The organism is Aeromonas sp. R4-3, from assembly GCF_040908275.1.
Classification (GTDB): domain Bacteria; phylum Pseudomonadota; class Gammaproteobacteria; order Enterobacterales; family Aeromonadaceae; genus Aeromonas; species Aeromonas rivipollensis.
This window is the reverse complement of the sequence record NZ_JBFODK010000055.1, coordinates 141,881-168,370: the sequence shown is the minus strand read 5'-3', so window position 1 is coordinate 168,370 and position 26,490 is coordinate 141,881. Positions and strand designations below refer to the sequence as shown.

Below are 26,490 nucleotides of genomic sequence, written 5' to 3'. Positions count from 1 at the left end.
CGGGGCATGGGCATCAACGGATGCCGCCAAAGCAGAGGTATTTGGTCTCGAGGTACTCCTCCAGCCCCTCTGCCGCCCCTTCCCGACCCAGTCCCGACTCCTTGATGCCGCCAAAGGGGGCCAGCTCGGTTGAGATGATCCCCTCGTTTATGCCCACCATGCCGTATTCCAGCTGCTCGGCCACCCGCCACACCCGGGCAATGTCCCGGCCATAGAAGTAGGCGGCCAGGCCATAAGGGGTGTCGTTGGCGATGGCGATGGCTTCGGCCTCGGTCTCGAAGCGCACCAGCGGCGCCACCGGGCCGAAGATCTCCTCCTGCAGTATGGGGTTGTCCCGGGTCACGCCGGTCAGGATGGTGGGGTGGTAGAAGAGCGGGCCGGCGGGGTGGGCTTGCCCCCCCACCAGCACGCTGGCCCCGGCGGCCTCGGCCTGGCTGACCAGGGAGGCGACCTTGTCGGCGGCGGCGGCATTGATGAGGGGGCCTATCTGGGTGCCTTCACCCATGCCATCCCCCACCTTGAAGGCGCGCACTGCGGTGGCCAGCTTCTCGGCGAAGGCGTCATGGACACTGGCCTGCACCAGGATGCGGTTGGCGCAGACGCAGGTCTGGCCGGCGTTGCGGTATTTGGAGGCGAGCGCCCCGGCCACGGCGGCGTCGAGGTCGGCATCGTCAAACACGATGAAGGGGGCGTTGCCACCCAGCTCCAGAGAGAGCCGCTTCATGGTGTCGGCGCACTGGCGCATCAGCAGCTTGCCGATGCGGGTGGAGCCGGTGAAGGAGAGCTTGCGCACCTTGGGGTTGCGGCACAGCTCGTCGCCCACGACCGAGGCCTGATGGGAGGTGACTATGTTGATGACCCCGGCGGGGATGCCCGCCTGCTCGGCCAGGGCCGCCAGCGCCAGCGCACACAGGGGCGTCTCGGCGGCGGGCTTGATGACTATGGTGCAACCGGCGGCCAGTGCAGGGCCGGCCTTGCGGGTGATCATGGCGATGGGGAAGTTCCAGGGGGTGATGGCGGCGACCACGCCCACCGGCTGCTTGATGGTGGCCAGGCGCCGGTCGCCGGAGAAGCCGGGAATGGTGCGGCCATAGGCGCGCTTGCCCTCTTCCGCGAACCACTGGATGAAGCTGGCACCGTAGGCTACCTCGCCCTTGGCCTCGGCGAGGGGTTTGCCCTGCTCGCAGGTCATGATGCGGGCCAGTTCATCCTGGTTGACCATGATGAGTTCGAACCAGGAGTGGAGCCTGCTGCCGCGCTCCTTGGCGGTGAGGGCGGCCCAGGCGGGCTGGGCATTGTGAGCCGCCGCTATGGCGAGCCGGGTGTCCGTCTCGTCCATGTCGGGTACCTGGGTGATGAGCTGGCCGGTCGCCGGGTTCAGGACCTCGAAACTTTGTCCGCCATGGGCCTCGCACCAGCGGCCATCTATATAGGCAAGGGACTTGATCAAGGAGAGTGCGGGTTGTGATGCTGACATAGATAGGAAGCCTCGATTGTGGGTCTGGGTGGCCAACTCATCCCGTGGTGCCACCGTATAGAATAATAAGCACGTAACGACCATAAAGTGAGCCGAAATGTTTTTCAAGTGTTAAATATATTTGAGTGAATGGTGCAGTGCATGCTAGAAATGGGGCTCTCAGGACGATTCTAGCGTTTCTCATTCGGTGAGGTGTGCAAAATAATGAACGCTCTCGGCTGTGCAGGATAGCGAACAGGGTGCCGGGATTGACGCATTATTTTAACCAGCCGCCACAAGGTATTCGAATAGCCATACAAGGAGGTGGGGATGCAGCAACCACAAGGTGAGGTCCAGTGGCAGACCATGACGGATAACCCCTTGTCTGACAAAGGGATGGATAAAACCATGGGGGAGCGGCTCGCCCTCCTTCGCCGTCGCCTCGGGCTCTCCCAGCGCCGGGCCGCCGAGCTGAGCGGCCTGACTCACGGCGCCATCTGCATGATAGAGCAGAACAAGGTGAGCCCCTCGGTCGCCTCGTTGCAAAAATTGCTCAGCGTCTACGAGCTGCCGCTCTCCCGCTTCTTCGCCGAGGAGGAGGCGCGGGCGCCGAGCGTGGTGATCAAGGCCGAACAGCTCATCGAGCTGGGCAGCCAGGGGGTCTCCATGAAGCTGGTGCACAACGGCAACAATCGTCGCCAGCTCGGCTTCATGCTGGAGACCTATGCCCCAGGCACGGACACCGGGGGGCAGGTCAAGCACCTGGGGGAGGAGGTGGGCACAGTGCTGGAGGGCTCTGTCGTGCTGAGCCTGGCCGGGCAGACCTATCAGCTGTGCGCCGGGGACAGCTATGTGATCGACACCGGCGAGCCCCACAGCTTCAGCAATCCATCGGGGCAGGTCTGCCGCATCGTCAGCGCCCACACCCCCGCCAGCTTTTGACATTGAACAGCGCGAACATTGGAAACGAACCGGTAAGGAAGCAGGGATCATGACCGAACATGTAAAGAGTTACTACGCAGCCAGTGCCAACCAGCACGCCCCCTACCCGATGCTCACCGAGCAGCTTGAGTGCGACGTCTGTGTCATAGGGGCCGGGTATACCGGCCTCTCCAGCGCCCTGCACCTGGTGGAGAAGGGCTACAAGGTGGTGGTGCTGGAGGCGGCCAGGGTGGGGTTTGGCGCCAGCGGCCGCAACGGCGGCCAGATAGTCAACTCCTACAGCCGTGACATCGACACCATAGAAGCGAACTGCCCGCCGGATCAGGCCAGGCTGCTCGGCTCCATGTTGTTTGAGGGGGGAGACATCATCCGCGAGCGGATCCAGCGCTACAACATCCAGTGCGATCTGCAGCAGGGCGGTGTCTTTGCCGCCGAGACCCAGAAGCAGCTCCACGAGCTCAAGGCACAACATGCCCGCTGGCAGAAGTGGGGCAACGATCAGCTGGAGCTGCTCGATGCCGAAGGTGTACGCGAGGTGGTGGCAAGCGATCGCTACATCGGCGCCCTGCTGGACAAGCGCGGCGGCCATATCCACCCCCTCAACCTGGCGCTGGGGGAGGCGGAAGCCATCCGCGCCCTGGGAGGCCGCATCTTCGAGCAATCCGCCGTCACCAGCATCACTCCGGGCCAGATTGCCCTGGTGAAGACGGCCAAGGGGGCGGTGAAGGCGCGCTTCGTGGTGGTGGCCGGCAACGCCTATCTCGGCAACCTGGTACCTGAGCTGGCGAGCAAGAGCATGCCGTGCGGCACGCAAGTCATCGCCACCGAGGTGCTGGGGGAGGAGCGGGCCCGCGCCCTGCTGCCGCAGAACTACTGCCTGGAAGATTGCAACTACCTGCTCGACTACTACAGAACCACAGGGGATCACCGGCTGATCTACGGCGGCGGCGTTGTCTATGGGGCGCGGGATCCGGCAGACATAGAGCGGCTGATTATCCCCAAGATGCAGAAGACCTTCCCCCAGCTGGCGGACGTCAAGGTGGAGTACACCTGGACCGGCAATTTCCTCTTGACCCTGTCGCGCCTGCCGCAGTTTGGCCGTATCGGTCACAACATCTACTACATGCAGGGTTACAGCGGCCACGGCGTGACCTGTACCCATCTGGCGGGCAAGCTGCTTTCGGAAGTGCTGAGTGGCCAGGCGGAGCGCTTCGACGCCTTCGCCAAGCTACCACACTACCCCTTCCCGGGCGGGCGTCTGTTCCGCATCCCCTTCACCGCCGCGGGGGCCGCCTGGTATACCCTGCGAGACAGGCTGGGGGTGTGACGCCCATAAAGGGCATAGCGCTATGGCGTCATGACGGCCGAATAGTGAAGGGCATGAGCTTCTGGTGATTCGGCGGCCGCATAAGGGGGAGTGGCAAGCCATCCCCTGCGCCGCAGGAGACTGCTTACCCTGCTGGGCAAACTTGGGGATCCCATAACGGCGCCCGCGTTATAGCGTCATGACCGCCGAGTGGTGAAGGACATAAGCTTCTGGTGATACGGCGGCCGAATAGGGGGAAGCCACTCTCTTTTAGGTTGAGGTGCGTTGAGTGCGAGGGCTCCCCAGGCTCTCCTCTCAGGGGATGAAGCTGCCAGCAGGTGAGCGCTGGCAGCCAGAAGGCAGATGAAACGACAGAGGGAGGCGTCATGCCTCCCTCTGTTCTGGGTGAACAACCTGGATCAGCTTCAATGGTGTGGCGCCATCATCAACCAGCTCAGGCTGCATCGACTCGCCGGTCTCAGAATCTATAGGGGAAGCGCAGCCCTATGCTGTAGTCGGGCGCATCCGTGGTGAGCCCTGCCGACCAGTTGACCGCCATGGAGAGCTTGTCCGTAATGGCCCAGGTTGACCCCATCCCGAAGCTGGCGGCGTTGGCATCGGAGCCGGTGACCTTCTCCATGTCAAAGCCTTCGGCTCCCTGGCTGGATTCGAGGGTGATGCGCTGGTTGATGTTGAAGGAGAGGCTGAAGCGCTCGTTCAGTGCAAACGCGACCCCCAATCCATATTCATACCAGTCACCGAGCTGGATGCTGCCTGGCTGATCGCCGGGCTGGTAGGAGACATCGTCAAAGTCTTGCTTGAGGCTGTGACCATAGTTGAGGTTGGCGAACAGTATGGCGGGGTCCATGGTCCTGACCAGGGAGAAGCCGGTGGACAACTGCCAGAGCCCGTTGCCGGTGGCGAGATCCTTGGGGACCATCAGGTTGCCGGACTCCGAGGTCATGATCTCTATCCCGTAGGGATCCTTGCCTGTCGGCGCCTTGGCCCGCAGGTTCCAGACCAGATCCGGCCAATCTTCATCCTCGGCCAGGACCCTGTAGTAGATGGCGAGACTGAGATCGCCAAGCCCGCCATCGCTGACGGTCTGCTCCTCAAACTCACGGCTGGAGTTCTCCTTGCCGGTGCTCTGGTAGTTGGTGTTGCGGTACATATAGGGCACGGCCAGTTCCAGCTGCCAGCGATCATTGAGGGTGTAACGGGTCACCAGATCTGCCGTCCATTGATCGGAACGGACTCTGTCCAGATTGATTTCACCAAGGAAGATGGCGTCCAGGGCAAGAAAACCGCGCAGGGCGAGATCCTTGCGATTGTAGTGCTGATAAGAGAGGCCAAAATCGAGGGTCAACGCACGATCAAACACGTTGTGCTGCTCGATCATCAGGTCTTCGGTACTGCGACCGACTTCGGGGGCCCGGCGAGCCGGGTCAGGCTGGGAGGGGGCCGCGGCGGTAGCCCCTTCTGCGGCGACCGCGGTCGCACCGGTGGCCTTGACGGCTTCCAGGCGGGCCTGTAACTGATGGAGTGCCTGATTTTGCTGGATCAATTGCTGACGCAGCTGATCAAGCTGTTGTTGTAGGGCCTCTTCCTCTGCGGTCGCGCCCCAGCAGGCGAAAGGGGTCAGTGCAATCAACAGCACGGTAGACTGTTTCATCGAGATACGTCCTTGTTGTTTATTATCCTTTTTATAGTTCAGTCCATGGGATTCATCTGTTCTCAGCGAGAAAGCCAGATCCTGGTCTGATTGAGCGTCTGCAAACCGTCACCCCTGACTCTATTGAGTTGCAGCAGACCTCGACTGAAATCGGTTCCTCTCAGACTCTGTTCCAATCGGACTCGTCCATCGGACGAGTTTAGTTGCAGCCCGGCATAATTGCCTGAAACGCGGTAACTAGCAGTGCCAAGGTTCCCCTGATGCTCGTAGTTGCCCGCGGAGACGATCTGCCCCGTCATTTCGGGGGCCGTCAGTGTAATACCCGCCTGGTTCACCGAGCTGTTGCCGCTCCCCTCCAACTGCACGACCTGCACCAAGCCAGCGCCTTGTACGGGAGCACTCGGAGGCGTCGTTGTTACTGTCTTGACCTCATCCTTGATGCGTACATCCAGTTTGGGTTTATTTTGCACCACGCTCAGGGCCAGGTTCATGGCGGCAGTTTGCTGGGCCTGAGCCGTCGTCAGGGTTGAAATGAACTCGATGCCGAAATAGCTGATCCCGTGGGTACTGACATAGCGACCGCGTAAATGGGCCAGCTCTCCATCGGCCAGTTCAGGAGCAAAATGGTCTGACAGCAGTGCCAGAGGATCCGAATCGGCCAGCAGTGGGCAGGCAAAGCCACCCAGACTGCAGATGAGGCATATAGCGGGTCGGGTATTCATGATGACCTCACATTAGCTCTTTGTGCTGAAAACCAAATTCCAGCAAGGATGTTTCATTGACGGGGGCGAACAGCCCATCTTTTCCTCTGGCTGAGAGTGGAGGAGAAGGATTGGCCAGAGGCGCATCCGGGCGATAACCGGCACCAATAACGGCGAGCAGTATGCCGTTCCAGCTTTCCTTGAACTCCTGGAACGTAATGACACGATTTCCGAGGGCCGGATCTGCCAGATAGACACGGTCGTGGCGATCGATGGCACGCAGCACGGCAAAGTGCTGATAGCCGCGAATATTGAGCAGCACTATGGTGGGTACTCTCACCTGCCGCAATTTTTCATCTCCCAGGCGATACCCTCTGACGCGCATGCCGAGCATTTGCAAATATTGCTTCATGTCGAGCATGGAGAAGCCATAGTGTTTGACCTGTGCCGGGTCTGCCATGGCCAACATGCCATCCATCACCCAGCGTTCATTGGTTACATGGCCGTAGGAGTAGCGCAGTATGGTTGCGACGGCGGCAGCCCCACAGCTGAAATCTGTATGTTGGCGCTCGATATTGGCATAACGGCGCTCCAGAATGCTCTGTACCGGTTTGTTGAGATCCCCCAGTGCCGGGAGATGTTCTCCCAATGGCATATTGGCTGACCAGGCAGCAGGGCAGAATAACAACAGCAGTAGCCAGCGCATTGAGACCTCCATGTCCTGAAAAAAAGGGGGCGCAAAGGCCCCCTCTGAAGAGCATTACTTGGCAAAACCTGCGGCCAGCGAGAGGTTGTTCGCTTGCAGGTTGTTGGTGCCCGACGACACGTTCACCCCGATGTTGCCCACGGCACCGTTGAAGGCGCCGCCATCGATGGTTGCCCGGTTGAAGGTTTCGCGGCTGGTGTAGGTATTGACCACGGGGATGAAGCCAGTTGCATAGCCACTGAGCTTGATATCACCCTCTTCCTCGAACTCGAACTTGCCAGGATTTTTCTTGTTGTCATTGTCGAAGTCGATGTGACCAAGCTGGCGTTGTGCTCCAGGATTGTGATCCCCGTCGACCCAGACTTCCGGATAGACGTCGTTGGACTGCTTGCTGGTCCCTTCGTACTCACCCTCGGCTTTGAGCTTGAGGAAGATGGGGTTGTAGTCCACGGTTCTGGTGGCGCTCAGGCTCTTGTTCTCGGTCATGTTCTTGGACACGCTCTGGCTGTTTGCCACTGTGGCCACGGCCATGTTGCCGGTGGACACCGAGGCCGCCATGTTGTTGGCCTGAACATTACCCGAGCCAGACGTCACGTTGGCACCTATGTTGCCCGCGGCATCCTTGAATGCCCCATCGCCGATCCCGGCCTTGTTCTGATGACCGTGGTTGGTAGTCCAGTTTTGGCTGGCACTTTGGGTGGAGAAGATCTCGGCATCCGAAGATCCACCAGGCATGCCTTGTTGTTGGCCGCGGCCCATGATGAACTCGGCATCCACTTCGTCATAGGCTGCCAGGGAAGCGCTGTTGCCTTGTACGTTGGAGTCACCGGCTGCTACGTTGGCGCCGACGTTACCGGATGCACCCTTGAACGAGCCGTCAATCTTGCTCGTGTTTTCTGTTCTTGAATTACCAGTGCCGATCATGGAGCTGGATTGTTGGTTGTCCACCACCGCCATGCCGAGTTTGTTGACATTGATGTAGCCGCCGACACGGACAGTGCCTTCGTACTCTACATCGACCTCTGCCTTGACCTTCTTGGTCAAGGTTGCCCCTGTCTCATCCCTGTCACCGCGGTAATCGGCGGAGGCGGTGCCCGACATGGCCATGACAACCGCAGCGGCTAATGAGCTATAAATAAGTCCACGCATAATGAGTCTCTCCATTGAACTTTCTGTGGAAGATTTGCCCATCGGCTGAACCTACGCCCCCGGACTCGGCTTCCGATCCCTGCGACATCATGGGGATGTCGTTACTGCGCCAGCCAGAGGCAGGGAGACCATGTTGACTGCCTGGTTTCCCTGTCCCGTGACCTGGTTCACCTGGATGACGCCTTTACTGCCCGTCAGGGCGCTGTCATCCAGGTAGATACTGGTGGTTGTGTTGGGAGGCACCTTGCCTGAAGGTGTCTTTGCAACACTGGTGCTGAGGTTGATGTCGGTCACCACACCGATGCCGCTGTCATCCAGCGACAAGGCGAAGGCATTGAGCTGCTGGTTGGCTTCACCTGCGCCCTGATTGATCCCGACCAGCCCCTGACTCTGGCTCAGCGCCGAGCCCAGAATGGCCACGCTCTGGTTGCCATTGAGATTGGTAGTGGATTGATTCTGTTGGCTAAATTGAACGATGGCCGGCCCTGATAGCGCTATGGCGGCGAGGTTGCCCTGCTGGTTGTTATTACCGGCAACCATATTGACACCCATGGCGCCACGAATATTGCTGAGCGCTTGCGAGCCGAGATCAACACGATTCTCTGCTTGCGACTGCTGTGCGAATGCGGGAAGGGAAATAATTGCCAGTGCAATATATGTTTTCATGCTCTGTCTCCATATGCCAGGAGGGCTTATTAGAGAGAGCAATGAATGTGCCAGTTAGTAACTTATTGATATATAATGTTTTTGTATTTGAGCTATTTGTGTTTAAGTCTCAGTTTTGATAATGAACTTTTATATAATTCATCAACATATTGTTTATCAATGACTTTATTGTTTCTCACCGTTAATTTTGCTGTCTCATTATTGTGGTGTCATCAGTCTAAATGCGGGATGGTTTATAGTTATCATCGTCTGGTTACTTGGAGTTGGCGTCATTTGATGAACGTCATGCTCTGTCCAGATGAAGGCGTGAGCCTCAAAGAGCAATGGTCAGACTCTCTCGTGCAGAGGCTATAACAAGGAGTTTTCCCTATGACAGAAACGGCATTGTTACTCATCAATTCATGTGCCGTGCTGGAAAGCCTGCTGATAAAAAGCGAATGGCAAGTGGAGCAGGCAAGTTCCCTGGCGGTGGCAGAACAGAAATTGCAGGAAAAGACTTATCCCCTGGTGCTGGTGGCCATCAAGCCGGATCAGCATGACGCCTTGTATTCCCTGATTGGCCAACACTCCAGCAGCCTGTGGATTGGCCTGATCGAGCGTGATTGCCTGGCCAGCGAGGCCCTGCGCAACCTGCTTGCAGCCTGTTTCCATGACTTCCACACCTTCCCGCTCGATCAGGAAAGACTCTCCCACAGCTTGGGTCATGCGTTGGGAATGGCGCAGCTCATCCGGCGCCATCGCCCCAAGATGCCGGCTCAGCTGCGCTTCATCCAGGGTGAGAGCAGCGCCATTCGCCAGTTGCGCGAGCAGATCATGCGGCTGCAACATTGTCGCCTGCCCGTGCTGGTGACCGGGCCCAGCGGAACCGGCAAGGAGCTGGTGGCTCGTGAGCTGCACTACAGCACCTTCGGCGAAGACAGTCCCTTTGTGGCCGTCAACTGCGGCGCCATGCCCCATCAGCTGATCCAGTCCGAGCTGTTCGGCCACGTCAAGGGCGCCTTCACCGGTGCCCAGAGCCGCAAGATAGGCAAGATTGAGGCGGCCGATGGCGGCACCCTGTTCCTCGACGAGATCGGGGAGTTGCCACTGGAGGATCAGGCGACCCTGCTGCGCTTCTTGCAGGAGCAGAGCATAGAGGCCGTGGGCAGTCATCTGACACGGAATGTGGACGTAAGGGTCATCGCCGCCACCAATATCGATGTGGAGCAGGCGGTGGCCAGCGGTGGATTTCGCATGGACCTCTACTATCGGCTCAACGTGGTGCGGTTGCGTACCCCTGCCTTGTGCGAACGGGCGGAGGACATCCAGCTGCTTGCCGACGATATCCTGGCAGAAGTGCGGGGAGGGCGGATGCTGAGCTTTACCCACAAGGCGCGTCAGGCCATGCAGTCCTATGGCTGGCCTGGCAATGTCAGGGAGCTGCGCAACCGGGTGCAGCGGGCAGCCGTCATGAGTTCTGGCCCCTTCATCGAGGCCGATGACATGGAGCTGACCAACATGGACTCCCTGTTGCTCGATGGCTCGCTCAAGGCCGTGCGTGAGGCGGCAGAGCGCCAGGCGCTGCAACGGACGCTGGCCCGTTTCCCTGACCAGCTGGAGGAGGTGGCGCGCACCCTGGACATCTCGCGCGCCACCCTCTACCGGCTGCTGGACAAGCACGATCTGCTGTAGTTCCCGTCATTGCGTGCATGGCGGCCTTTGCCCCTGCCGTTCAGTGCCAAGCCCGGGCAACAGGCCCGGGTTTTTATTTGTGCAAATGTGCGCAAACCGGTTTGGCGACGGATGTGCTAGGGGGTATGTCGCCGTCAGGGGGCGTGCGTTGCCAGCTGGCACAGACGGCGCGCCGCTTCCTCTTCACTTTGGACCACCTGATGGGCACCGCGGATCAGCAGGTGATGCACCTCTTCCGCCTGGTGACCACAGGCGGCAATGCGCAGCAGGTCTCCCTGCTCACGGGCTCTCGCGGCGATTTCTCCGGCCAGCAGGCTGTCATCCAGGGTGATGAGCAACCAGCTGGCATCGGGGAGCGCCACCGAGAGCAGGTCGTTCTGGATGGGGTGGCCTGCGAGACAGCGGATCCCCTGAGCGCGCCAGGGTTCCAGCAACTGCTCATCCGGATCTATCACTACCATCTCCCTTCCTAGTTCGTGCAGTTGCCGAATCAAATGGCTGCCGATGCCGTCGGCCCCGACCACCACCACATGACCCTGCAGGGGACAGAGGGAAGTACCGGGCTCGACCCGGGGCTCAGGCTTGCTTCTTAGCCAGCGCTCGACCTGGTTGAACACCAGCGGATTGAGCATGATGGAGAAGCAGGCGCCCACCAGCACCAGATCGCGTGCCACATCGGGCACCAGACCAAGCATGGCACCCAGCCCCATCAGGATGAAGGAGAACTCCCCCACCTGGGCCAGGCTGGCCGAGATGGTCAGTGCCGTGCGCACGCTGTGGCCAAACAGGCGCACTATGGCGAAGGCCGCCACCGATTTGCCGATGACGATGACAAAGATGGTTGCCAGCACCGCCAGCGGCTCGCGCAGCAAGATGGTGGGGTCAAACAGCATGCCCACAGAGACGAAGAAGAGCACGGCGAAGGCATCCTGCAGTGGCAGGGTATCGTTGGCAGCCTTGTGGCTGAGGTGGGAGCTGTTCATCACTACCCCGGCGAAGAAGGCGCCGAGGGCGAAGGAGACCCCGAACAGCTTGACCGCCCCGAAGGCGATACCCAGGGAGCAGGAGAGCACGGCCAGGGTAAAGAGTTCGCGGGAGCCGGTGGCGGCGGTGCGGGCCAGCATCCAGGGGATGAGGCGGCGTCCCCCTATGGTCATCAGTGCGATGAAGGCGGCCACCTTGGCCAGGGTGAAGCCCAGATCCCGGAGCACATGGGCCAGGGTCAGGGTCTCGCCTCCGGTCTGCAGGTTCGCCAGTATGGGGAGCAGCACCAGGGCCAGCACCATCACCAGATCCTCGACGATGAGCCAGCCGATGGCGATGCGCCCCTCCTTGGTATCCAGCTGCCCCCGGCTCTCCAGCGCCCGCAGCAGCACCACTGTGCTGGCGGTGGAGAGTGCCAGCCCGAACACCAGGCCGGCGGTGATGCTCCAGCCGAGCAACTGGGAGAGACCGAGCCCGAGCAGGGTCGCCAGGGTGATCTGCACTATGGCGCCCGGGATGGCGATGTGTTTGACCGAGAGCAGATCCTTCAGGGAGAAGTGCAGGCCGACGCCAAACATCAACAGAATGACGCCGATCTCCGCCAATTCGGGGGCGAGTCTCAAATCGGCCACATAGCCGGGGGTGAATGGGCCGCACACGACCCCGGCCGCCAGATAACCCACCATGGGGGAGATGCGCAGGCGTTGAGCCAGCATGCCAAAGAGATAGGCGAGCACGAAGCCGCCAACCAGGGTTGTGATAAGGGGGAGTGAGTGGTCCATGTCGTCACCTCGCTAATGGCAGTCAGGGGCTACCAGATCACCAAGAGGCGAAGAGGGCAGCTGTCAATGAGCAGGGGGCGAAAGAGACAGAAGTTGGCCGCATCAAGCACAATATCTTGGGGGCAACAGATGCCGTTTCCATTGAAAAATAATGTAATTTTACTGCTCGAGCAACACTTATCCAAGTTTCAGATCTAATTTGATATCAAACATATATAAACCATTGTTTTGTGAGTGGTTAAAAAGTCTTTCCCGGTAAATATTGGCAGGAGTAATCAATCCTTGATGGGTTTTGGCTCGCCGGGGAGCCCAGATGATTGAGGCGGCCTTCGGGCCGCCTCCGTTGATGTGCGCCAGGGGATCACTCGCCCCTGGCAACCCCCTCCCGCCTAGGGTCTGCGGCGCCAAACCAGCCACCGGCATTGCGTTGCACCCCCTGCAAGCCCGAGGTCTGCTCGCTGAGCACTATCTCGTGCCCCCTGGCCTTGAGCCCCTGGATAACGGACTCGGGCGTGCGTCCCTGCTCCAGCTCGGTGGGGCCGTTGCGGCTGCCGAAGTTGGGCAGGTCGATGGCCTGCTGCAGGTTCAGCCCCCAGTCCTGGGTGCCGAGCAGCGCCTTGCCCACGTAGTTGATGATGGCCGAGCCACCGGGGGAGCCCAGGCTCATCTCCAGCTCACCGGTCTGCTTGTCAAACACCAGCAGGGGCGACATTGAGGAGCGCGGGCGCTTGCCAGGCTCCACCCGGTTGGCCACCGGCAGACCGGCGGCATCCACCGAGGTGAAGGAAAAATCCGTGAGCTGGTTGTTGAGCAGGTAGCCGTTGACCATCAGCCGGGAGCCGAAGCCATCCTCGATGGAGCTGGTCATGGAGACCGCCATGCCGTCCCCATCCACTATGGAGACGTGGCTGGTGGAGGGCAATTCCGGGGTGGCATCCTGACCACGGGTCAGCGCCAGTGGCGGCGTGCCCGGTTGGGCGACGCCCATGGACTTGGCGCCGATGAGCCGGCTCCGCTCGGCGAGATAGCCCTTGTCCAGCATGCCGCGCACCGGCACCTCGACGAAGTCTCCGTCCGCCACGTACTGGTTGCGGTCGGCGAAGGCGAGGCGCGCCGCCTCGCTGTAAAGGTGGATGGCGTCGCTTGAGGCGGCCAGCCGGCCGTCCGCCCCCTGCACCGGCCTGAGGGCCGCCATGTCGCGGCTCTCCAGCATGCCGAAGATCTGGCCGAGGGCCAGGGTGCCCGAGGAGGGAGTCGGGAAGCCGCACACCTCGCTCTGGCGATAGTCAAAGCAGAGGCCGTCCCGCAACCTGGCGCTGTAGCTGGCCAGATCCGCGACGCTCAGCACCCCGGGGTTGGTGGGATGGGCATGGACTTTGGCCACCATGGCCTCGGCGATGGGCCCTCGATAGAAGGCATCGGCCCCATCCCGTGCCAGCGTTCTGAGTACCCCGGCCAGTGCCGGGTTGGTGAGGCGGGTGCCCGCCGCCTTGGGGCTGCCATCCGCCTGGTAGAAGTAGGCCCTGGCCTCGGGGTCTTTGGCCAGATAGGGATCCTTTGCCAGCAGGGTGGCCAGACGAGGGCTGATGATGAAGCCCTGCTCGGCGAGCGTGATGGCGGGCTCGAACAGGCTGGCCCAGGGCAGCTTGCCATAGCGGGCGTGGGCCAGCGCCAGGGCGCGTACAGTGCCGGGGGCGCCGACCGAGCGACCGCCCACCACGCCGTCATAGAACGCCATCGGCTTGCCATCCTTCATGAACAGCTGATCCGTGGCCGCCGCCGGTGCCGTCTCCCTGCCATCCACGGCCGCCACCTGCTTGCCATCCCACACCAGCATGAGGGAGCCGCCGCCGATCCCGGAAGATTGCGGCTCCACCAGAGTCAATACCAGCTGGACGGCGATGGCCGCATCGACGGCGCTGCCACCCGCCTTGACGATCTGGTAGCCCGCATCCACCGCCAGCGGGTTGGCCGCGGCCACCATGAAGTCGCGCCCCTGCCAGCCCGGCTTGTCGGTCCAGCCGCTGGCCGCCTCGGGGGCTGTCAGGGTCTGGGGAGGGGGGACATAATGAAAGGCGCTCTGGGGGGCGCAGCCGGTGAGCAGGCCGAAGGCCACCAGCAGGGCGAGGGGTTTGAGGGACATGACAGGCTCCTTGTCGGTTTCTTGTACAGTCATCGGAATGTGGCACAGTTGGAGCCCGATTGAAAGATTGTCTTTATACTCATATGGTTACAAAAATATCAAGGAGGGGCCCAGGATGCACAAGGAGGGACTGGTGAGGCGTTGCGTGACGGGGCTGCTCTGCCTGCTGCTGACCGCCTGTGGCGAGCCGGGGTTCAGACCCCTGGCGGCGGGGGAGACCATATTGGCGTTCGGAGACAGCCTGACCGAGGGGCGCGGGGTCAGTCCGGCCCAGAGCTACCCCAGCGTACTGGCGAGCTTGAGCGGCCACCCCGTCATCAATGGCGGGGTGTCGGGGGAGTTAAGCCGTGCCGGGCGAGCCCGCTTGCCGGCGCTGCTGGCCGAGCACAGGCCCGCGCTGGTGATCTTGCTGGAGGGAGGCAATGACATGCTGCGCGGCAGCGGGGAGGGGGCGCTCAAGGCCAATCTCGCGGCCATGATAGAGGCGGCGCAGGGCAGCGGCGCCCAGGTGCTGCTGGTGGCCGTGCCTCGCAAGTCCCTGTTTGCCGATGGTGCGCCCCTCTACGGGGAACTGGCACAGCAGTACGGACTGGTGCTGGACGAGGACAGCATTGGCGAGCTGCTGCGCACTCCCGGGCTCAAGTCCGACGCCGTGCACTTCAACGCGCAGGGATATGGCGCCTTGGCCGAGCGGCTTCACCGGCTTTTGCAGGAGCACGGCGCTCTATGAGGCCGCTGCTCCTGCCGCGTCGGCAGGATCGCCCGGGATCAAAAAAAACCGCCGAGGCGGTTTTTTTACAGGCAAGGACAACTCAGAGGGACTGCTCTTCGCCACCCAGGGCGGCAAACAGCGCCGGGATGAACTGGGCCAGCTCGGCGGTCACCAGAGCGAAGTCCGCATCCAGGCGGGCGGCGGGATCCTCGCTGGTGACGTCGTCGTTCTGCTCGCGCAACTCTTCGCTGAATTTCAGGCGCTTGATGGAGAGATCGTCCCCCAGCACGAAGCTCAGGGTCTCGCCCCAGTTCAGGGCCAGCTTGGTCACCAGCTTGTCGTTGGCCAGGTGATTCTTGATCTCGTCGCTCATCAGATCCTGCTGCTTGCAGCGGATGATGCCGCCGTGCTCCATGGCACTGCGCAGCTCGGCCTCGTCTTCCAGGGTGAAGCTGGCGGGCAGATTGCCCTCGTTCAGCCACTCGGTCATGGTGATCTCGGGCGGGTTCTTGAGGGCCACCGGCACCACGGGCAGGGTACCTATGCTCTTGCGCAGCAGCGCCAGCAGATCGTCCGCCTTCTTGGCGGAGCCGGCGTCCACCACCATCAGGTTGTCGGCCGGGTTGATCCAGGCGAAGGTCTGGCTGGTGCGGCTGAAGGCGCGGGGCAGCAGGGTATGCATGATCTCCTCCTTCAGCGCCTCCTTCTCCTTCTTCTTGAGGGCGCGGCCCTGCTCGAATTCGATCGCTTCGACCTTCTCCGCCAGCATCTCCTTGACCACTGTGCCCGGCAGCATCTTCTCTTCCTTGCGGGCGCAGAGCAGGATATGGCCAGAGGCGCTGTGAGTCAGGGTGGAGCCGAATTTGCCGAGGGGCTTGACCCACCCGAACCGGGAGATGTCCTGACTGCCGCACGGGGTGAAGGCACAGGCCTCGAGCTGGGTTTCCAGCTGATCCACGGTCAGGTCAAAGGGGCGGGTAAAGCGATAAATCTGCAGGTTTTTAAACCACATGGCGTCCTCGGTCTCATAGATTGTCCGGCGGGCATTGTACTAGAGAGGCGCTTTGTGATCAGCCAATCATTCTCGCTAAATAAAGGGCGATCGACTTCACATGGCCTCATCTTGACCGCCCGTCTTGTCATCGAACTCCCCTAGACTGCGAGTGTTCAAATTGTTAACAAGGATGCGAATATGTTGAGAGCGAGCCGGCCGGAAGACATGGAAGAGATCGTCGAGATCTGGCTGCTGGCATCCTTGCAGGCCCATGATTTCGTTGACGCTTCCTGCTGGTGGCAGGCTCAGGAGGAGCTGCGTACCCGCTACCTCGACCACGCCCGCATCTGGGTGTTTGAAGAGCGCGGGGAACTGCTCGGTTTCATGGCCCTGGTGGATGACTACCTGGCCGCCCTCTTCGTGCGACCCGACCGCCAGGGACGCGGGGTTGGTCATGCCCTGCTGCAGGAGGCCAAGCAACAGGTGGGGGCGCTCCATACCCGGGTCTTCGTGGAGAACGAGCCGGCGGTGCGCTTCTATCGCCGCCACGGGTTCAGGATCGGGGGTGAGGTCTCGGATCCCCTGACCGGTCATCCCCAGTACCAGATGCATTTCCAAGCCGTCTGAATCTGACGTCACCGGCCTGTTTTGCTTGAAAAAAGAGGGTCGTATCCTCATCTTGTCCTCATCGGGTAGCACTGCCCCCCCTCTTATCTTTCGAGCCGCTTTTCATGAAGATCCTGCACACTGCCGACTGGCACCTTGGCCATCAACTCCATGGTCATGAGCGCCGCTTCGAACACGATGCCTTTCTCGACTGGCTGACCGACACCATCAAGACGCGGCAGATCGACGCCCTGCTGGTAGCAGGGGATCTGTTCGATACCGCCAATCCTCCCGCCAGCGCCTGGCAGCAGCTCTATCGCTTCCTGGCCAGGCTGCGCGCCGAGATGCCCCGTCTCAACATGGTGCTGATCGGTGGCAACCACGACTCTCCCTCCAAGCTGGACGCCCCCCACGAGCTGCTGCGGGCCTTCGACCTGCATCTGGTGGGCAGCATCAGCCGGGACGGGGAGGGCAGGCTCGAAACCGATCGCCTGCTGGTGCCACTGCAAGACAGGGAGGGCAAGGTTGCCGCCTGGTGCGCCGCCGTGCCTTTTCTTCGCAGCAGCGACCTGCGGGTGGAGCCGCTCGAAGAGGGGCAGGATCGGCTGATCGAAGGGGTTCGCCAGATCTACCAGGAAGTGCTGGCGCAAGGCCGTGCGCGCTGCGAGCCCGGCCAGGCGCTGATCGCCATGGGCCATGCCTACCTGGCGGCGGGTCAGCTCTCCGAGCTCTCCGAGCGGCGGGTGCTCGGCGGCAATCAGCATGCCCTGCCTGCCGACATCTTCGCCACCGCCGACTACACCGCCCTTGGCCACCTCCATCTGGCCCAGAGCCCGGCCGAGGGCGTGCACTACAGTGGCTCGCCGCTACCGCTCTCCCTCGCCGAGGCCAACTACAACCATCAGGTGCTGGAGGTCAGGTTTGAGGGGGGCAAGTTGGCGGGGCTGGAGCGGATCCCTGTGCCCCGTGCGGTGGAGATGATACGCCTGCCCCAGAGCACACTCGAGGAGGCGCTCACCGCCATAGAGGCGCTCTCCCTGCCCGACTGTCCCCAGGAGGCGCAGCCCTTCCTCGAGGTGCGCCTGCTGCTGCCCAAGCCCGAGGCCCGCATCCGCGAGCGCATTCTGGCGGTCATGGCGGGCAAGCCGGTGCGTCTGGCCCGCATCAGCACCCAGTATCAGGGCTCGGGGGAGGGGCTGGCCGATGGCCGCGAGCGGCGCAGGCTGGATGAGCTATCCCCCCCAGAGGTGTTCCGTCTCTGCTATCAGCGGCAGTTCGAGGGGGAGCCGGCGGCCGAGCTGGTCGCCTCGTTTGAAGAGATCCTGGAGCAGGTCAAGGAATCCAACACATGAAAATCTTGTCTCTTGCAGGGGAAAACCTGGCCAGCCTGACCGGCGCTTTCACCATCGACTTCGCAGGTGGCGCTTTGGGGGCTGCCGGGCTCTTTGCCATCACGGGCAACACGGGTGCGGGCAAGAGCACATTGCTCGACGCTATCTGTCTCGCCCTCTATGACGAGATGCCGCGCTTTATCGCCAATCGCAAGAATGTTGAGAAAATTGGCCGAGCGGATGAAGACGAAAAAGAAAAATTAACCGCCAATGATGTGAAAAATATCCTCAGCCGCGGCCACGCCAGCGGCTATGCCGAGGTGCAGTTCCGCGGCTGTGACGGCCGCATCTGGCTGGCGCGCTGGGCGGTACGGCGGGCACGCAATCGCTCGGAGGGGCGCTTCCAGGCCCAGGAGCGCAGCCTGACCGACGTCGAGTCGGGGCAGGTCTTTTCCGGCAGCAAGCGGGAGCTGCAGGATCGCATCGACGAGCTGGTGGGCCTCTCCTGGGAGCAGTTCCGCCGCGCCGTGATACTGCCGCAAGGGGAGTTTGCCGCCTTCCTCAAGTCGAGCGCCGATGAGCGCTCCGCCCTGCTCGAGCGGATGACGGGCACCGAGCTCTACTCCGCCATCTCCATCCAGACCCATGAGCGGGCGCGGGCCGAGCAGCAGGCGCTGGCGACCATACAGCAGCGGCTCGGCGACGTGGCCCTGATGGACGACGAGACACGCGAGCGCTGGGTCGCCCGGCAGCTGAGCCTCTCCACCAGCCTCAAGCACGAACAGCAGCAGCGTCAGCTGTTGCAGGACTTGCGGGATCTCAACGGACGGATTGCCGCCCAGTTGCAGGCCTGCCGGGAGGGGCAGGAGGCGCTGGCCGCCGCCGAGGCGGCCCATGGCGAGGCGGCGTCCGGGCGGGAAGAGTTTGCCCGCGCCGAACAGGCTCAGGTGGCCCGCGCCGATCACGACGAACTCGCCCGCCTCACCCTGGAGGTGCAGCAGCAGGAGCTGCAGATAGGCCAGCTTGTCCCCGAGCTGGAGCAGGTTGAACCTGTGTTGCAGCAGGCCGCGCTGCGCGAGCAGCAACTGCTGGCCGACAAGATTGCCGCCGAGCGGGAGTGGGGGGCCCTGCAACCCGAGCTCAAGCGGGCGCAGGAGCTCGATACCCGGCTCAAGGAGAAGGGCCAGCAGTTGCAGGAGACACGGCAGCAGGGGACCCAGGCACGGGCCCTGCAACTGGCGCTGCAGCAGGAGTGGCAGCAGCAGGCGAGTCGGGTCGAGGCCCTGACGGTGCGCCGTCAGCAGTGGGCTCTCTGGCTAGAGGAGCGCAAGGCCCTGGCCCCGCTGGCGCGCCAGTGGCAGCCTTTGCTTGCGGCCATCCAGGACTGGGCGGCGGACAGGGAGTTGTTGCAACGGGTGCTGCAAAGCCGTGAGCACAAGGGCCATGCCCTGCGGGATCTTGCCAGCCGGCTGGAGCAGGGGCAGCAGGAGCGCGACTACTGGCAGCAGGAGCGCACCCGATTGCAACAGCTGCACGATGAGCTGCAGGCGCAGGAGTGGGACGCCGAGGTCGCCAGGGCGCAGGAGCAGCGTCAGGCCCAGACAGAGCAACTGGCCCGGATTCGCCAACTGCTGGAGCTGGCCCAGGCGGGCCGCAACCACAGCGAGCAGCAGGAGCGGTTGCAGCAGGAGATGACGCTGCTCGAGCAGCATCTTGCCCGGCTGAAGGCCCAGCATGAGGAGCTGGCTCCGGCGCTGGCGCGGCTCGCCACCCAGCGCGGCGAGGCGCGCCATGCCCTGGAGCAGGCCCGCGCCGTGGCCAGCTTCGAGCAGTATCGCCACGTGCTGAGCGATGGCACGCCCTGCCCGCTCTGCGGCGCCGAGGAGCATCCCTACACCCGGAGCCAGCCCCAGGTGGCCGGCATACTGGCGCAACTGGCCGAGCGTGTCTGCCAGCTGGATCTGGAGTGGGAGCAGCTCAACCATCAGCATATTCAGGGGGAGAGCGAGCGGGTCGAGCTGGCGCGACAGCTGGTCGCCCGTCAGCAGCATCAACCCGAGCTGGAAGCGCGCTCCGAGCAGATGGTCCAGCGCTGGCTGCAACTGGGAGGGGATGCCCTGCTGGGGCAGGGGCTGCCCTTGCGGCAAAGCCCGGCGCAGTGGACCGAGCTGCTGGCTCGCCTGCTGGTGCAGGGGGAGACTCTGGAGTCGGATCTCGTGGCCGGGCAGCGGCGACTGCAGCAGGCCCAGCAGGGGCAGCAGAGGCTGCTGGGGCTGCGCAGCCAGCTGACCGAGCTGACCGCCCGCCATCAGCAGTTTGAGCAGCAGTGGCAGGAAGCCGAGCGGCAGAAGATTGAGTGGGAGGCCGAGCTGAAGGCGCTGGCCGAGCAGGAGGCGTCACTGCGCCAACGCCTGGCACTGGGGGAGGCCCGTCTCGATGAACAGATGGGGGCCGAGCCCTGGCGCCAGTGGCTTGGCAGCCGGCAATGGCAGGAGTGGCAGCAGACCTGCGAGGAGTATCTGCGCGGACAGAGCGAATGGGAGCAGCTAGGGGGCGAGCTGGCCACACTGACCCCTGCCTTGAGCGCCCAGGAGGCGCGGGTACAGAGCCAGAACGAGCTGCTACACAAGCTGGAGCGCGATTACAAGGAGCATGAGCAGCAGCGTCAGGGGCTGCTCGCCAGCCGGGAGGCCTGCCTCGGAGGCCGTGCCATCGCCCTGGTCGAGCAGGAGTGGCAGCAGCGGCTGCAACTGGCGGCCAGTCAGCTCGAGGAGGCGGTGACCGCGCTGCGGGTCGCCCGGGAGAAGCAGACCGAGCTCAAGGCCAGGTTGACCCATCTCGAGCAGGACAGGCAGGTGAGCAGCCGTCGTCGCCGCGAGGCGCTGGGGCGCTGGGCGGCCCATGCCGGCACCCTCGGCATCGCCGAATATGATCTGCGTCGGCTGCTGGCCATCACGCCGGATGAGCTCAGGGCTCGCCGCACCGCCTTGCAGCGTCTGGACGATGCCCTGGCCGAGGCCCGCACCCGGCTGACCGAGCGTCAGCGTGCGCTGGCTCAGGAGGAGGGCAAGCTGGCGCGCTATCGGGAGCATCATGGGGAGCTGGCCGCCCTCACGGCCGAGGCCCTTGCCGAGCGTCTGGGGGCCTGCGAGGCCCGCTGCGGCGAGCTGGAAGAGCAGTTGTTCCAGTGCAAGAGCACCCTGGCTCAGGCCGAGGCGGCGGCGCTGAAGGCGGGGAGCCTGCAGGAGGCACTGGCCGCCCAGCAGGCGGTGGCGGATCACTGGCTGCAACTGTCCGAGCTTATCGGCTCCGCCAGCGGCGCCAAGCTGCGCACCTTCGCCCAGAGCCTAACGCTCGAACGTCTCTTGTTGGAGGCCAACGCCCAGCTCGGCGAGCTGTCGCCGCGCTATCGGCTGGAGCGGGTGCCCGGCACGGATCTGGCGCTGCAAGTGGTGGATCTGGACATGGGGGACGAGGTGCGGTCTGTGGACTCCCTCTCCGGCGGCGAGAGCTTCCTGGTGTCGCTGGCGCTGGCGCTGGCCCTCTCCAGCCTCTCCTCCCGTCAGACCCAGGTCGAATCGCTGTTCATCGACGAGGGGTTCGGCACCCTGGATCCGGACAGCCTGGATCTGGCGCTCTCCAGTCTGGACTCCCTGCAGGCGGCCGGCCGCCAGATCGGGGTCATCTCCCACGTTCAGACCCTGGTGGAGCGGATCGGCGTGCAGATCCGGGTCGAAGCCCTCGGCGGCGGCGAGAGCCGGGTGGTCTTGCCCTGAGGGTGACGCTTCAGCCATAACAAAAAGGCTCCGGTATCGGAGCCTTTTTGTTGCTGTTGTCCGCCCGGGCTATTTTTTCTCGGGCAACATATTGGTCAGTGTGTTGTCCTTGAGCACATGATGGTGATAGATGGCCGCCGCAGCATGCAGGGCTATCAGGGCATAGCCTATGTTGGCCAGCGTCTCGTGCAGCTCTTTTATCGTTCCCTTCAAGCCATCATCCGGCGCGATAAGGGCGGGCAGTTCTAATCCGAAGAAGGGGATGGGCTTGCCACCCGCGCTCAGCAGCAGCCAACCCAGCAGCGGCGTCAGGATCAAGAAGCCGTACAGGGCCAGATGGGCGAGGTGGCCGAGCTTGAGCATCAGGGGGGAGGGGGCGGGCACTATGCGTGGTGAGGGGCTGCCAAAGCGCACCAGCAGCCGCGCCACCACCAGCGCCAGAATGAGCAAGCCCACCATGAAGTGGTACTCCTTCATCAGGTCGCGTCCGGCCGAGCCCTTGGGGAAAATATCCCTGAACTCCATCAGCCCATAGACGGCCACCATCAGCAGCAGGGTCAGCCAGTGCAACCCTATGCTCAGGCTGCCATAACGTTGTTCCGTATTCTTTAGCATCTTCATCTCCTTCCGGAGGGCGCATTGCATCGCCCTGGTCCATCCCGTCACGCACGGCGCCGGGATCCCGTGGTTTCCACACCCATGCTACAAGGCCTGTCGGACAATGCCTTGATCTTGACCGCGCTTTTGCATCGGATTGCCCTTGCCCGGTCAGGGAACCAGCTAGCCCCAGATGGCTAAGGGGCAGGCGGACCCAAGGTGTTGCCCATAAAAAAACCGAAGCCCAAGGCTTCGGTTTTTTGTTGCAGCAGCTGGCACCAGCCAGCGTTGCATTATTTCTTGATGCGGATAACCGGGGTCTCGCCCACGGTCACTGCGCCAGTCATCTTGATCAGCTCTTTGATCTCGTCCATGTTGGAGATGACGACCGGAGTCAGGGTCGACTTCGCCTTGGCTTCCAGTACGGCCAGATCGAACTCGATGATGGTATCACCGCGCTTGACCTTCTGACCTTCCTGGGCGATGCGGGTGAAGCCTTCGCCTTTCAGCTCGACGGTGTCGATACCGAAGTGAACGAACAGTTCGATACCAGAGTCGGATTCCAGAGAGAACGCGTGGTTGGTCTCGAAGATCTTGCCGATGGTGCCGTCGCACGGAGCAACCATCTTGTTGCCAGCCGGCTTGATGGCGATGCCGTCACCGACGATCTTCTCGGCGAAGACAACGTCAGGCACATCTTCGATGGGCACGATTTCGCCAGACAGCGGAGCGAAGATTTCGATGCCGCCGGTGTCAGAACTGTCATCGGAGACCAGTTTCTTCAGTTTATCAAACAGACCCATAGTAAAAGCTCCTAGAGATGATTGTCGCTGTTTGCAGCCGATCTTAGCAGACTGCCTTCTGCTTAATAAAGTTATCTACACAGGCTTCGATTTCGGCGGCGGTCGCATAGCTCAGAGCTTGGTCTGCCATTGCCTTCACATCTTCGAAGTTGGTGTTGCGGATAAGCTTCTTGATACGCGGTACAGAGATGGCGCTCATGGAGAACTCATCCAGACCCATACCCAGCAGCAGCAGGGTGGCGCGTTCGTCACCAGCCAGTTCACCGCACATACCGGTCCACTTGCCATTGTCATGGGAAGCGTCGATTACCATCTTGATCAGGGTCAGGACGGAGGGTGACAGCGGGTTGTACATGGCGGAAATCATCTCGTTACCACGATCGACAGCCAGGGTGTACTGGGTCAGGTCATTGGTACCGATACTGAAGAAATCCACTTCCTTGGCCAGATGATGAGCCATCACGGCAGCAGCCGGGGTCTCGATCATGATACCCACTTCGATGGATTCATCAAAGGCTTTGCCGTCGGCACGCAGTTCGGCCTTCAGCTGTTCCACGGTTGCCTTGAGGCTGCGGAACTCTTCGACGGAGATGATCATCGGGAACATGATGCGCAGCTTGCCGAAGGCAGAGGCGCGCAGTATGGCCTTCAGCTGGGCGTGCATGATGTCTTCGCGATCGAAGAAAATACGCACGGCACGCCAGCCCAGGAAGGGGTTCATCTCTTTCGGGAAATTCATGTAGGGCAGTTCTTTGTCGCCGCCGATGTCCATGGTGCGGACGATGATCGGCTGATCCGGCATGGCCTCTGCCACTTCTTTGTAGGCCTTGAACTGTTCCTCTTCGGTCGGCAGCGCATCACGGTCCATGAACAGGAACTCGGTGCGGTACAGACCCACGCCTTCGGCGCCATTACGGATGGCACCCTCGGTATCCTTGACGGTACCTATGTTGGCGCAGACTTCGACCTGATGACCATCCAGCGTGATGGCGGGCAGATCTTTCAGCTTGGCCAGTTCGTCCTTCTCGGCCTGGAACTGGGCCTGGAATTTCTTGGCTTCAGCCAACTGCTCGGCGGTCGGGTTGATGATGATCTGGTTGTTGATGCCATCCAGAATCAGCATGTCACCGTTGTTGACGCGCGCAGTGATGTCGTTGGTGCCCACTATGGCCGGCAGCTCCAGGGAGCGGGCCATGATGGAGGTGTGAGAGGTACGGCCACCGATGTCGGTGACAAAACCCAGCACGTATTTCAGGTTGATCTGAGCGGTTTCGGACGGAGTCAGGTCTTTGGCGACCAGGATGACCTCTTCGTCTATGGTGCTCAGGTTGACAACGGCGATGCCCAGCACGTTCTTCACCAGACGGGTACCGATGTCACGGAAGTCGGTGGCGCGCTCGCGCAGATAGGGGTCATCCAGCTCGGCCATCATCTTGGCGTACTGTTCGATCACCTCATAGATGGCTTTGTCGGCGGACGCCTTGTTGTCTTTGATGAAGGATCTGATATCCCCTTCCAGCTCCTCATCTTCGAGCAGCATGATGTGGCCTTCGAAGATGGCCTCTTTTTCTTCACCGAAGGTACGACCGGCCATCTCTTTGATGGCTTCCAGCTGTGCGGCTGACTTGGTGCGGGCTTCGAGGAAGCGGTTGATCTCGACGTCAATCTGGTCAGCAGAAATCTTGCCCTGATTGATAACGATTTCATCTTCTTTTAGAAGAAGCGCCTTACCGAATGCGATACCGGGGGACGCAAGAATGCCAGATATCATAATCCTTCCTATTAAAACGACTGTGGGGGAGGAGTAAAGCTGGATTACTCCAGCTCGTCCATCAGGGCAACCAGCTTCTCAACGGCTTTCTGAGCGTCCGGGCCGTCGGCCTGGATGGTCACGTTGGTGCCTTTGGTCAGGCCCAGGGTCTGCAGCTTGAACAGGCTCTTGGCGCTGGCGGATTTGCCACCGGAGACCACAGTGATCTCGCTTTGGAATTCTTTGGCTTCTTTCACGAACTGAGCTGCGGGACGGGTGTGCAGGCCGTTTTCAGCAGTAATAACAACAGACTTCTCGTACATGGTTTCACCCCATATTATTGATATTGTGTGGAGAGATGGTCGCTAATGAGGCTTCCTGTCTCACCGTGTCAGTATGGATATGTTGTAAAGTAACGAAATCAGACCTGCAATGGTTTAATCCAGGTCAATTTTCTGTGCAGTATTCGGCGTCCAGGCTAAGTCTTTTCGTTATCGGGCTGAAAGCCGCGTCAGGACTGGCCTGAAATTAATTTATAACGAAAAATAACACTTTGTTACCTTGTGATACCTAGCCGGTAAACACCTCGTGACGCGGCACAGGATATGAGATTTATCACAGAATGTCTGCTTTTTTTGTCAGGCCCAAGTTTGTTATTTTACCCCAAAAAATAAGGGGCCGACTGACACTGATGGCTACTGAGTTTAGCGCATAATGAAAACGGCGCCCCAGAGGCGCCGTTGTTTTGATGTAAGACGATCAATTACTGCTGCAGTTCCTGCTCGCTGAACACGCCGGCGAAGAGGGCGCTGGAGAGGTAGCGTTCGGCGGCGCTTGGCAGCACGACCACTATTGTCTTGTCCTTGAACTCCGGCAGCTCGGCCAGACGGGCGGCAGCCACCACGGCGGCGCCTGAGCTTATCCCCGCCAGTATGCCTTCCTCTTCCATCAGGCGGCGAGCCATCTCGATGGACTCCTCGCTGCTCACCTGTTCGACGCGGTCCAGCAGGGTCAGATCCAGGTTGCCCGGAATGAAGCCGGCGCCTATGCCCTGGATCTTGTGGGGGCCGGGCTTGATCTCTTCACCCGCCAGTTTCTGGCTGATGACGGGGGACTCGGCCGGTTCGACCGCGACCGAGATGATGGCCTTGCCCTTGGTCTGCTTGATATAGCGGGAGACCCCTGTGATGGTGCCGCCGGTACCGACACCTGCCACAAACACATCCACCTCGCCGTCGGTGGCATCCCAGATCTCGGGGCCAGTGGTCTGCTCATGGATCTCGGGGTTGGCGGGGTTTTCGAACTGCTGCAGCAGCACATACTTGCCCGGCTCGGATTCCAGGATCTCGTTGGCCTTGGCGATGGCGCCCTTCATGCCCAGGGGCCCTTCGGTCAGCACCAGGTTGGCGCCGAGCGCCTTGAGCAGCTTGCGGCGCTCCAGGCTCATGGTGGCCGGCATGGTCAGGGTGATGGGATAGCCACGGGCCGCTGCCACGAAAGCCAAGGCAATACCCGTGTTGCCGCTGGTAGGCTCGATGATCTCCTTGCCCTTGGTCAGCATGCCGCGTTTCTCGGCATCCCAGATGAGATTGGCGCCGATCCGGCACTTGACGCTGAAGCTCGGGTTGCGGCTCTCGATCTTGGCCAGCACGCGGCCCTTGGTAACACGGTTGAGACGAACCAGCGGGGTGTTGCCTATGGTCTGGCTATTGTCCTCAAAAATTTTGCTCATGGTGCTATCCC

At 61.6% G+C, this 26,490-nt stretch carries 21 protein-coding genes; 7 read left to right on the top strand and 14 right to left on the bottom strand.

Annotation, left to right across the window (positions count from 1 at the left end; genetic code table 11):
- Positions 1-13 precede the first annotated feature (13 nt).
- Entirely contained in the window at positions 14-1,477 is a 1,464-nt protein-coding gene (locus AB5Y91_RS17300) for an NAD-dependent succinate-semialdehyde dehydrogenase (RefSeq protein ID WP_368170371.1), read from the bottom strand.
- Between the two features lie 309 nt (positions 1,478-1,786).
- On the opposite strand from AB5Y91_RS17300, the gene puuR reads away from it, so the two are divergent.
- Together puuR and AB5Y91_RS17290 are read left to right on the top strand one after the other, a co-directional pair.
- Positions 1,787-2,398, top strand: coding sequence for an HTH-type transcriptional regulator PuuR (gene puuR, locus AB5Y91_RS17295; protein WP_111910023.1), 612 nt, complete (start codon positions 1,787-1,789; stop codon positions 2,396-2,398).
- A gap of 49 nt (positions 2,399-2,447) precedes the next feature.
- Positions 2,448-3,725, top strand: coding sequence for an FAD-binding oxidoreductase (locus AB5Y91_RS17290; RefSeq protein WP_234691624.1), 1,278 nt, complete (start codon positions 2,448-2,450; stop codon positions 3,723-3,725).
- Positions 3,726-4,182: 457 nt separating this feature from the next.
- On the opposite strand, the gene AB5Y91_RS17285 is transcribed toward AB5Y91_RS17290, so the two are convergent.
- The 5 genes from AB5Y91_RS17285 to AB5Y91_RS17265 form a co-directional block, all read right to left on the bottom strand.
- On the bottom strand, positions 4,183-5,376 hold the full coding sequence (locus AB5Y91_RS17285) for a transporter (protein ID WP_368170370.1): 1,194 nt from the start codon (positions 5,374-5,376) through the stop codon (positions 4,183-4,185).
- A 62-nt stretch (positions 5,377-5,438) separates the two neighbouring features.
- Entirely contained in the window at positions 5,439-6,098 is a 660-nt protein-coding gene (locus tag AB5Y91_RS17280) for a hypothetical protein (protein WP_106886186.1), read from the bottom strand.
- A 7-nt stretch (positions 6,099-6,105) separates the two neighbouring features.
- Entirely contained in the window at positions 6,106-6,783 is a 678-nt protein-coding gene (locus AB5Y91_RS17275; protein ID WP_106886187.1) for a C39 family peptidase, read from the bottom strand.
- Between the two features lie 54 nt (positions 6,784-6,837).
- Entirely contained in the window at positions 6,838-7,932 is a 1,095-nt protein-coding gene (locus AB5Y91_RS17270) for a hypothetical protein (RefSeq protein ID WP_253264985.1), read from the bottom strand.
- Positions 7,933-8,019: 87 nt separating this feature from the next.
- Positions 8,020-8,598, bottom strand: a complete 579-nt coding sequence (locus AB5Y91_RS17265; RefSeq protein ID WP_368170369.1) for a hypothetical protein — start codon at positions 8,596-8,598, stop codon at positions 8,020-8,022.
- A gap of 369 nt (positions 8,599-8,967) precedes the next feature.
- On the opposite strand from AB5Y91_RS17265, the gene AB5Y91_RS17260 reads away from it, so the two are divergent.
- On the top strand, positions 8,968-10,269 hold the full coding sequence (locus AB5Y91_RS17260; protein ID WP_106886188.1) for a sigma-54 dependent transcriptional regulator: 1,302 nt from the start codon (positions 8,968-8,970) through the stop codon (positions 10,267-10,269).
- Positions 10,270-10,403: 134 nt separating this feature from the next.
- Here the strand turns inward: AB5Y91_RS17260 and ybaL are convergent, their stop codons facing one another.
- Positions 10,404-12,035: a YbaL family putative K(+) efflux transporter gene (gene ybaL, locus AB5Y91_RS17255; protein ID WP_368170368.1), complete on the bottom strand. Its 1,632-nt coding sequence runs from the start codon at positions 12,033-12,035 to the stop codon at positions 10,404-10,406.
- A gap of 361 nt (positions 12,036-12,396) precedes the next feature.
- Entirely contained in the window at positions 12,397-14,178 is a 1,782-nt protein-coding gene (ggt, locus tag AB5Y91_RS17250) for a gamma-glutamyltransferase (RefSeq protein WP_368170367.1), read from the bottom strand.
- 115 nt (positions 14,179-14,293) lie between these two features.
- Between ggt and AB5Y91_RS17245 the strand changes: the two genes are divergently transcribed.
- Complete coding sequence (locus AB5Y91_RS17245) at positions 14,294-14,908, top strand: GDSL-type esterase/lipase family protein (protein WP_368170366.1); 615 nt, start codon at positions 14,294-14,296, stop codon at positions 14,906-14,908.
- 82 nt (positions 14,909-14,990) lie between these two features.
- On the opposite strand, the gene rdgC is transcribed toward AB5Y91_RS17245, so the two are convergent.
- The gene (gene rdgC / locus AB5Y91_RS17240) at positions 14,991-15,902 is read right to left on the bottom strand and encodes a recombination-associated protein RdgC (protein ID WP_106886192.1); all 912 of its coding nucleotides are present in this window, start codon (positions 15,900-15,902) and stop codon (positions 14,991-14,993) included.
- A 180-nt stretch (positions 15,903-16,082) separates the two neighbouring features.
- Between rdgC and AB5Y91_RS17235 the strand changes: the two genes are divergently transcribed.
- The 3 genes from AB5Y91_RS17235 (at position 16,083) to AB5Y91_RS17225 (ending at position 21,597) form a co-directional block, all read left to right on the top strand.
- Positions 16,083-16,511: a GNAT family N-acetyltransferase gene (locus AB5Y91_RS17235; protein ID WP_106886193.1), complete on the top strand. Its 429-nt coding sequence runs from the start codon at positions 16,083-16,085 to the stop codon at positions 16,509-16,511.
- A gap of 104 nt (positions 16,512-16,615) precedes the next feature.
- Positions 16,616-17,842, top strand: a complete 1,227-nt coding sequence (locus AB5Y91_RS17230) for an exonuclease SbcCD subunit D C-terminal domain-containing protein (RefSeq protein WP_368170365.1) — start codon at positions 16,616-16,618, stop codon at positions 17,840-17,842.
- Positions 17,839-21,597: an AAA family ATPase gene (locus AB5Y91_RS17225; protein ID WP_368170364.1), complete on the top strand. Its 3,759-nt coding sequence runs from the start codon at positions 17,839-17,841 to the stop codon at positions 21,595-21,597. The genes AB5Y91_RS17230 and AB5Y91_RS17225 overlap by 4 nt, the downstream gene beginning before the upstream one ends.
- A 69-nt stretch (positions 21,598-21,666) precedes the next feature.
- Here the strand turns inward: AB5Y91_RS17225 and AB5Y91_RS17220 are convergent, their stop codons facing one another.
- The 5 genes from AB5Y91_RS17220 to cysK all read right to left on the bottom strand — a co-directional run bounded on the left by AB5Y91_RS17220 (position 21,667) and on the right by cysK (position 26,479).
- Positions 21,667-22,212 carry a cytochrome b gene (locus AB5Y91_RS17220; protein WP_111910031.1) on the bottom strand — a complete coding sequence of 182 codons (546 nt, stop codon included), beginning with the start codon at positions 22,210-22,212 and terminating at the stop codon, positions 21,667-21,669.
- A 275-nt stretch (positions 22,213-22,487) separates the two neighbouring features.
- A complete protein-coding gene (gene crr / locus AB5Y91_RS17215; protein WP_005325875.1) occupies positions 22,488-22,997 on the bottom strand; it encodes a PTS glucose transporter subunit IIA in 510 nt (169 codons plus the stop codon).
- 43 nt (positions 22,998-23,040) lie between these two features.
- Positions 23,041-24,768 carry a phosphoenolpyruvate-protein phosphotransferase PtsI gene (ptsI, locus tag AB5Y91_RS17210; RefSeq protein WP_234691719.1) on the bottom strand — a complete coding sequence of 576 codons (1,728 nt, stop codon included), beginning with the start codon at positions 24,766-24,768 and terminating at the stop codon, positions 23,041-23,043.
- A gap of 44 nt (positions 24,769-24,812) precedes the next feature.
- Entirely contained in the window at positions 24,813-25,070 is a 258-nt protein-coding gene (locus AB5Y91_RS17205) for an HPr family phosphocarrier protein (RefSeq protein ID WP_005303128.1), read from the bottom strand.
- Positions 25,071-25,510: 440 nt separating this feature from the next.
- On the bottom strand, positions 25,511-26,479 hold the full coding sequence (gene cysK / locus AB5Y91_RS17200) for a cysteine synthase A (RefSeq protein ID WP_368170363.1): 969 nt from the start codon (positions 26,477-26,479) through the stop codon (positions 25,511-25,513).
- Positions 26,480-26,490 lie beyond the last annotated feature (11 nt).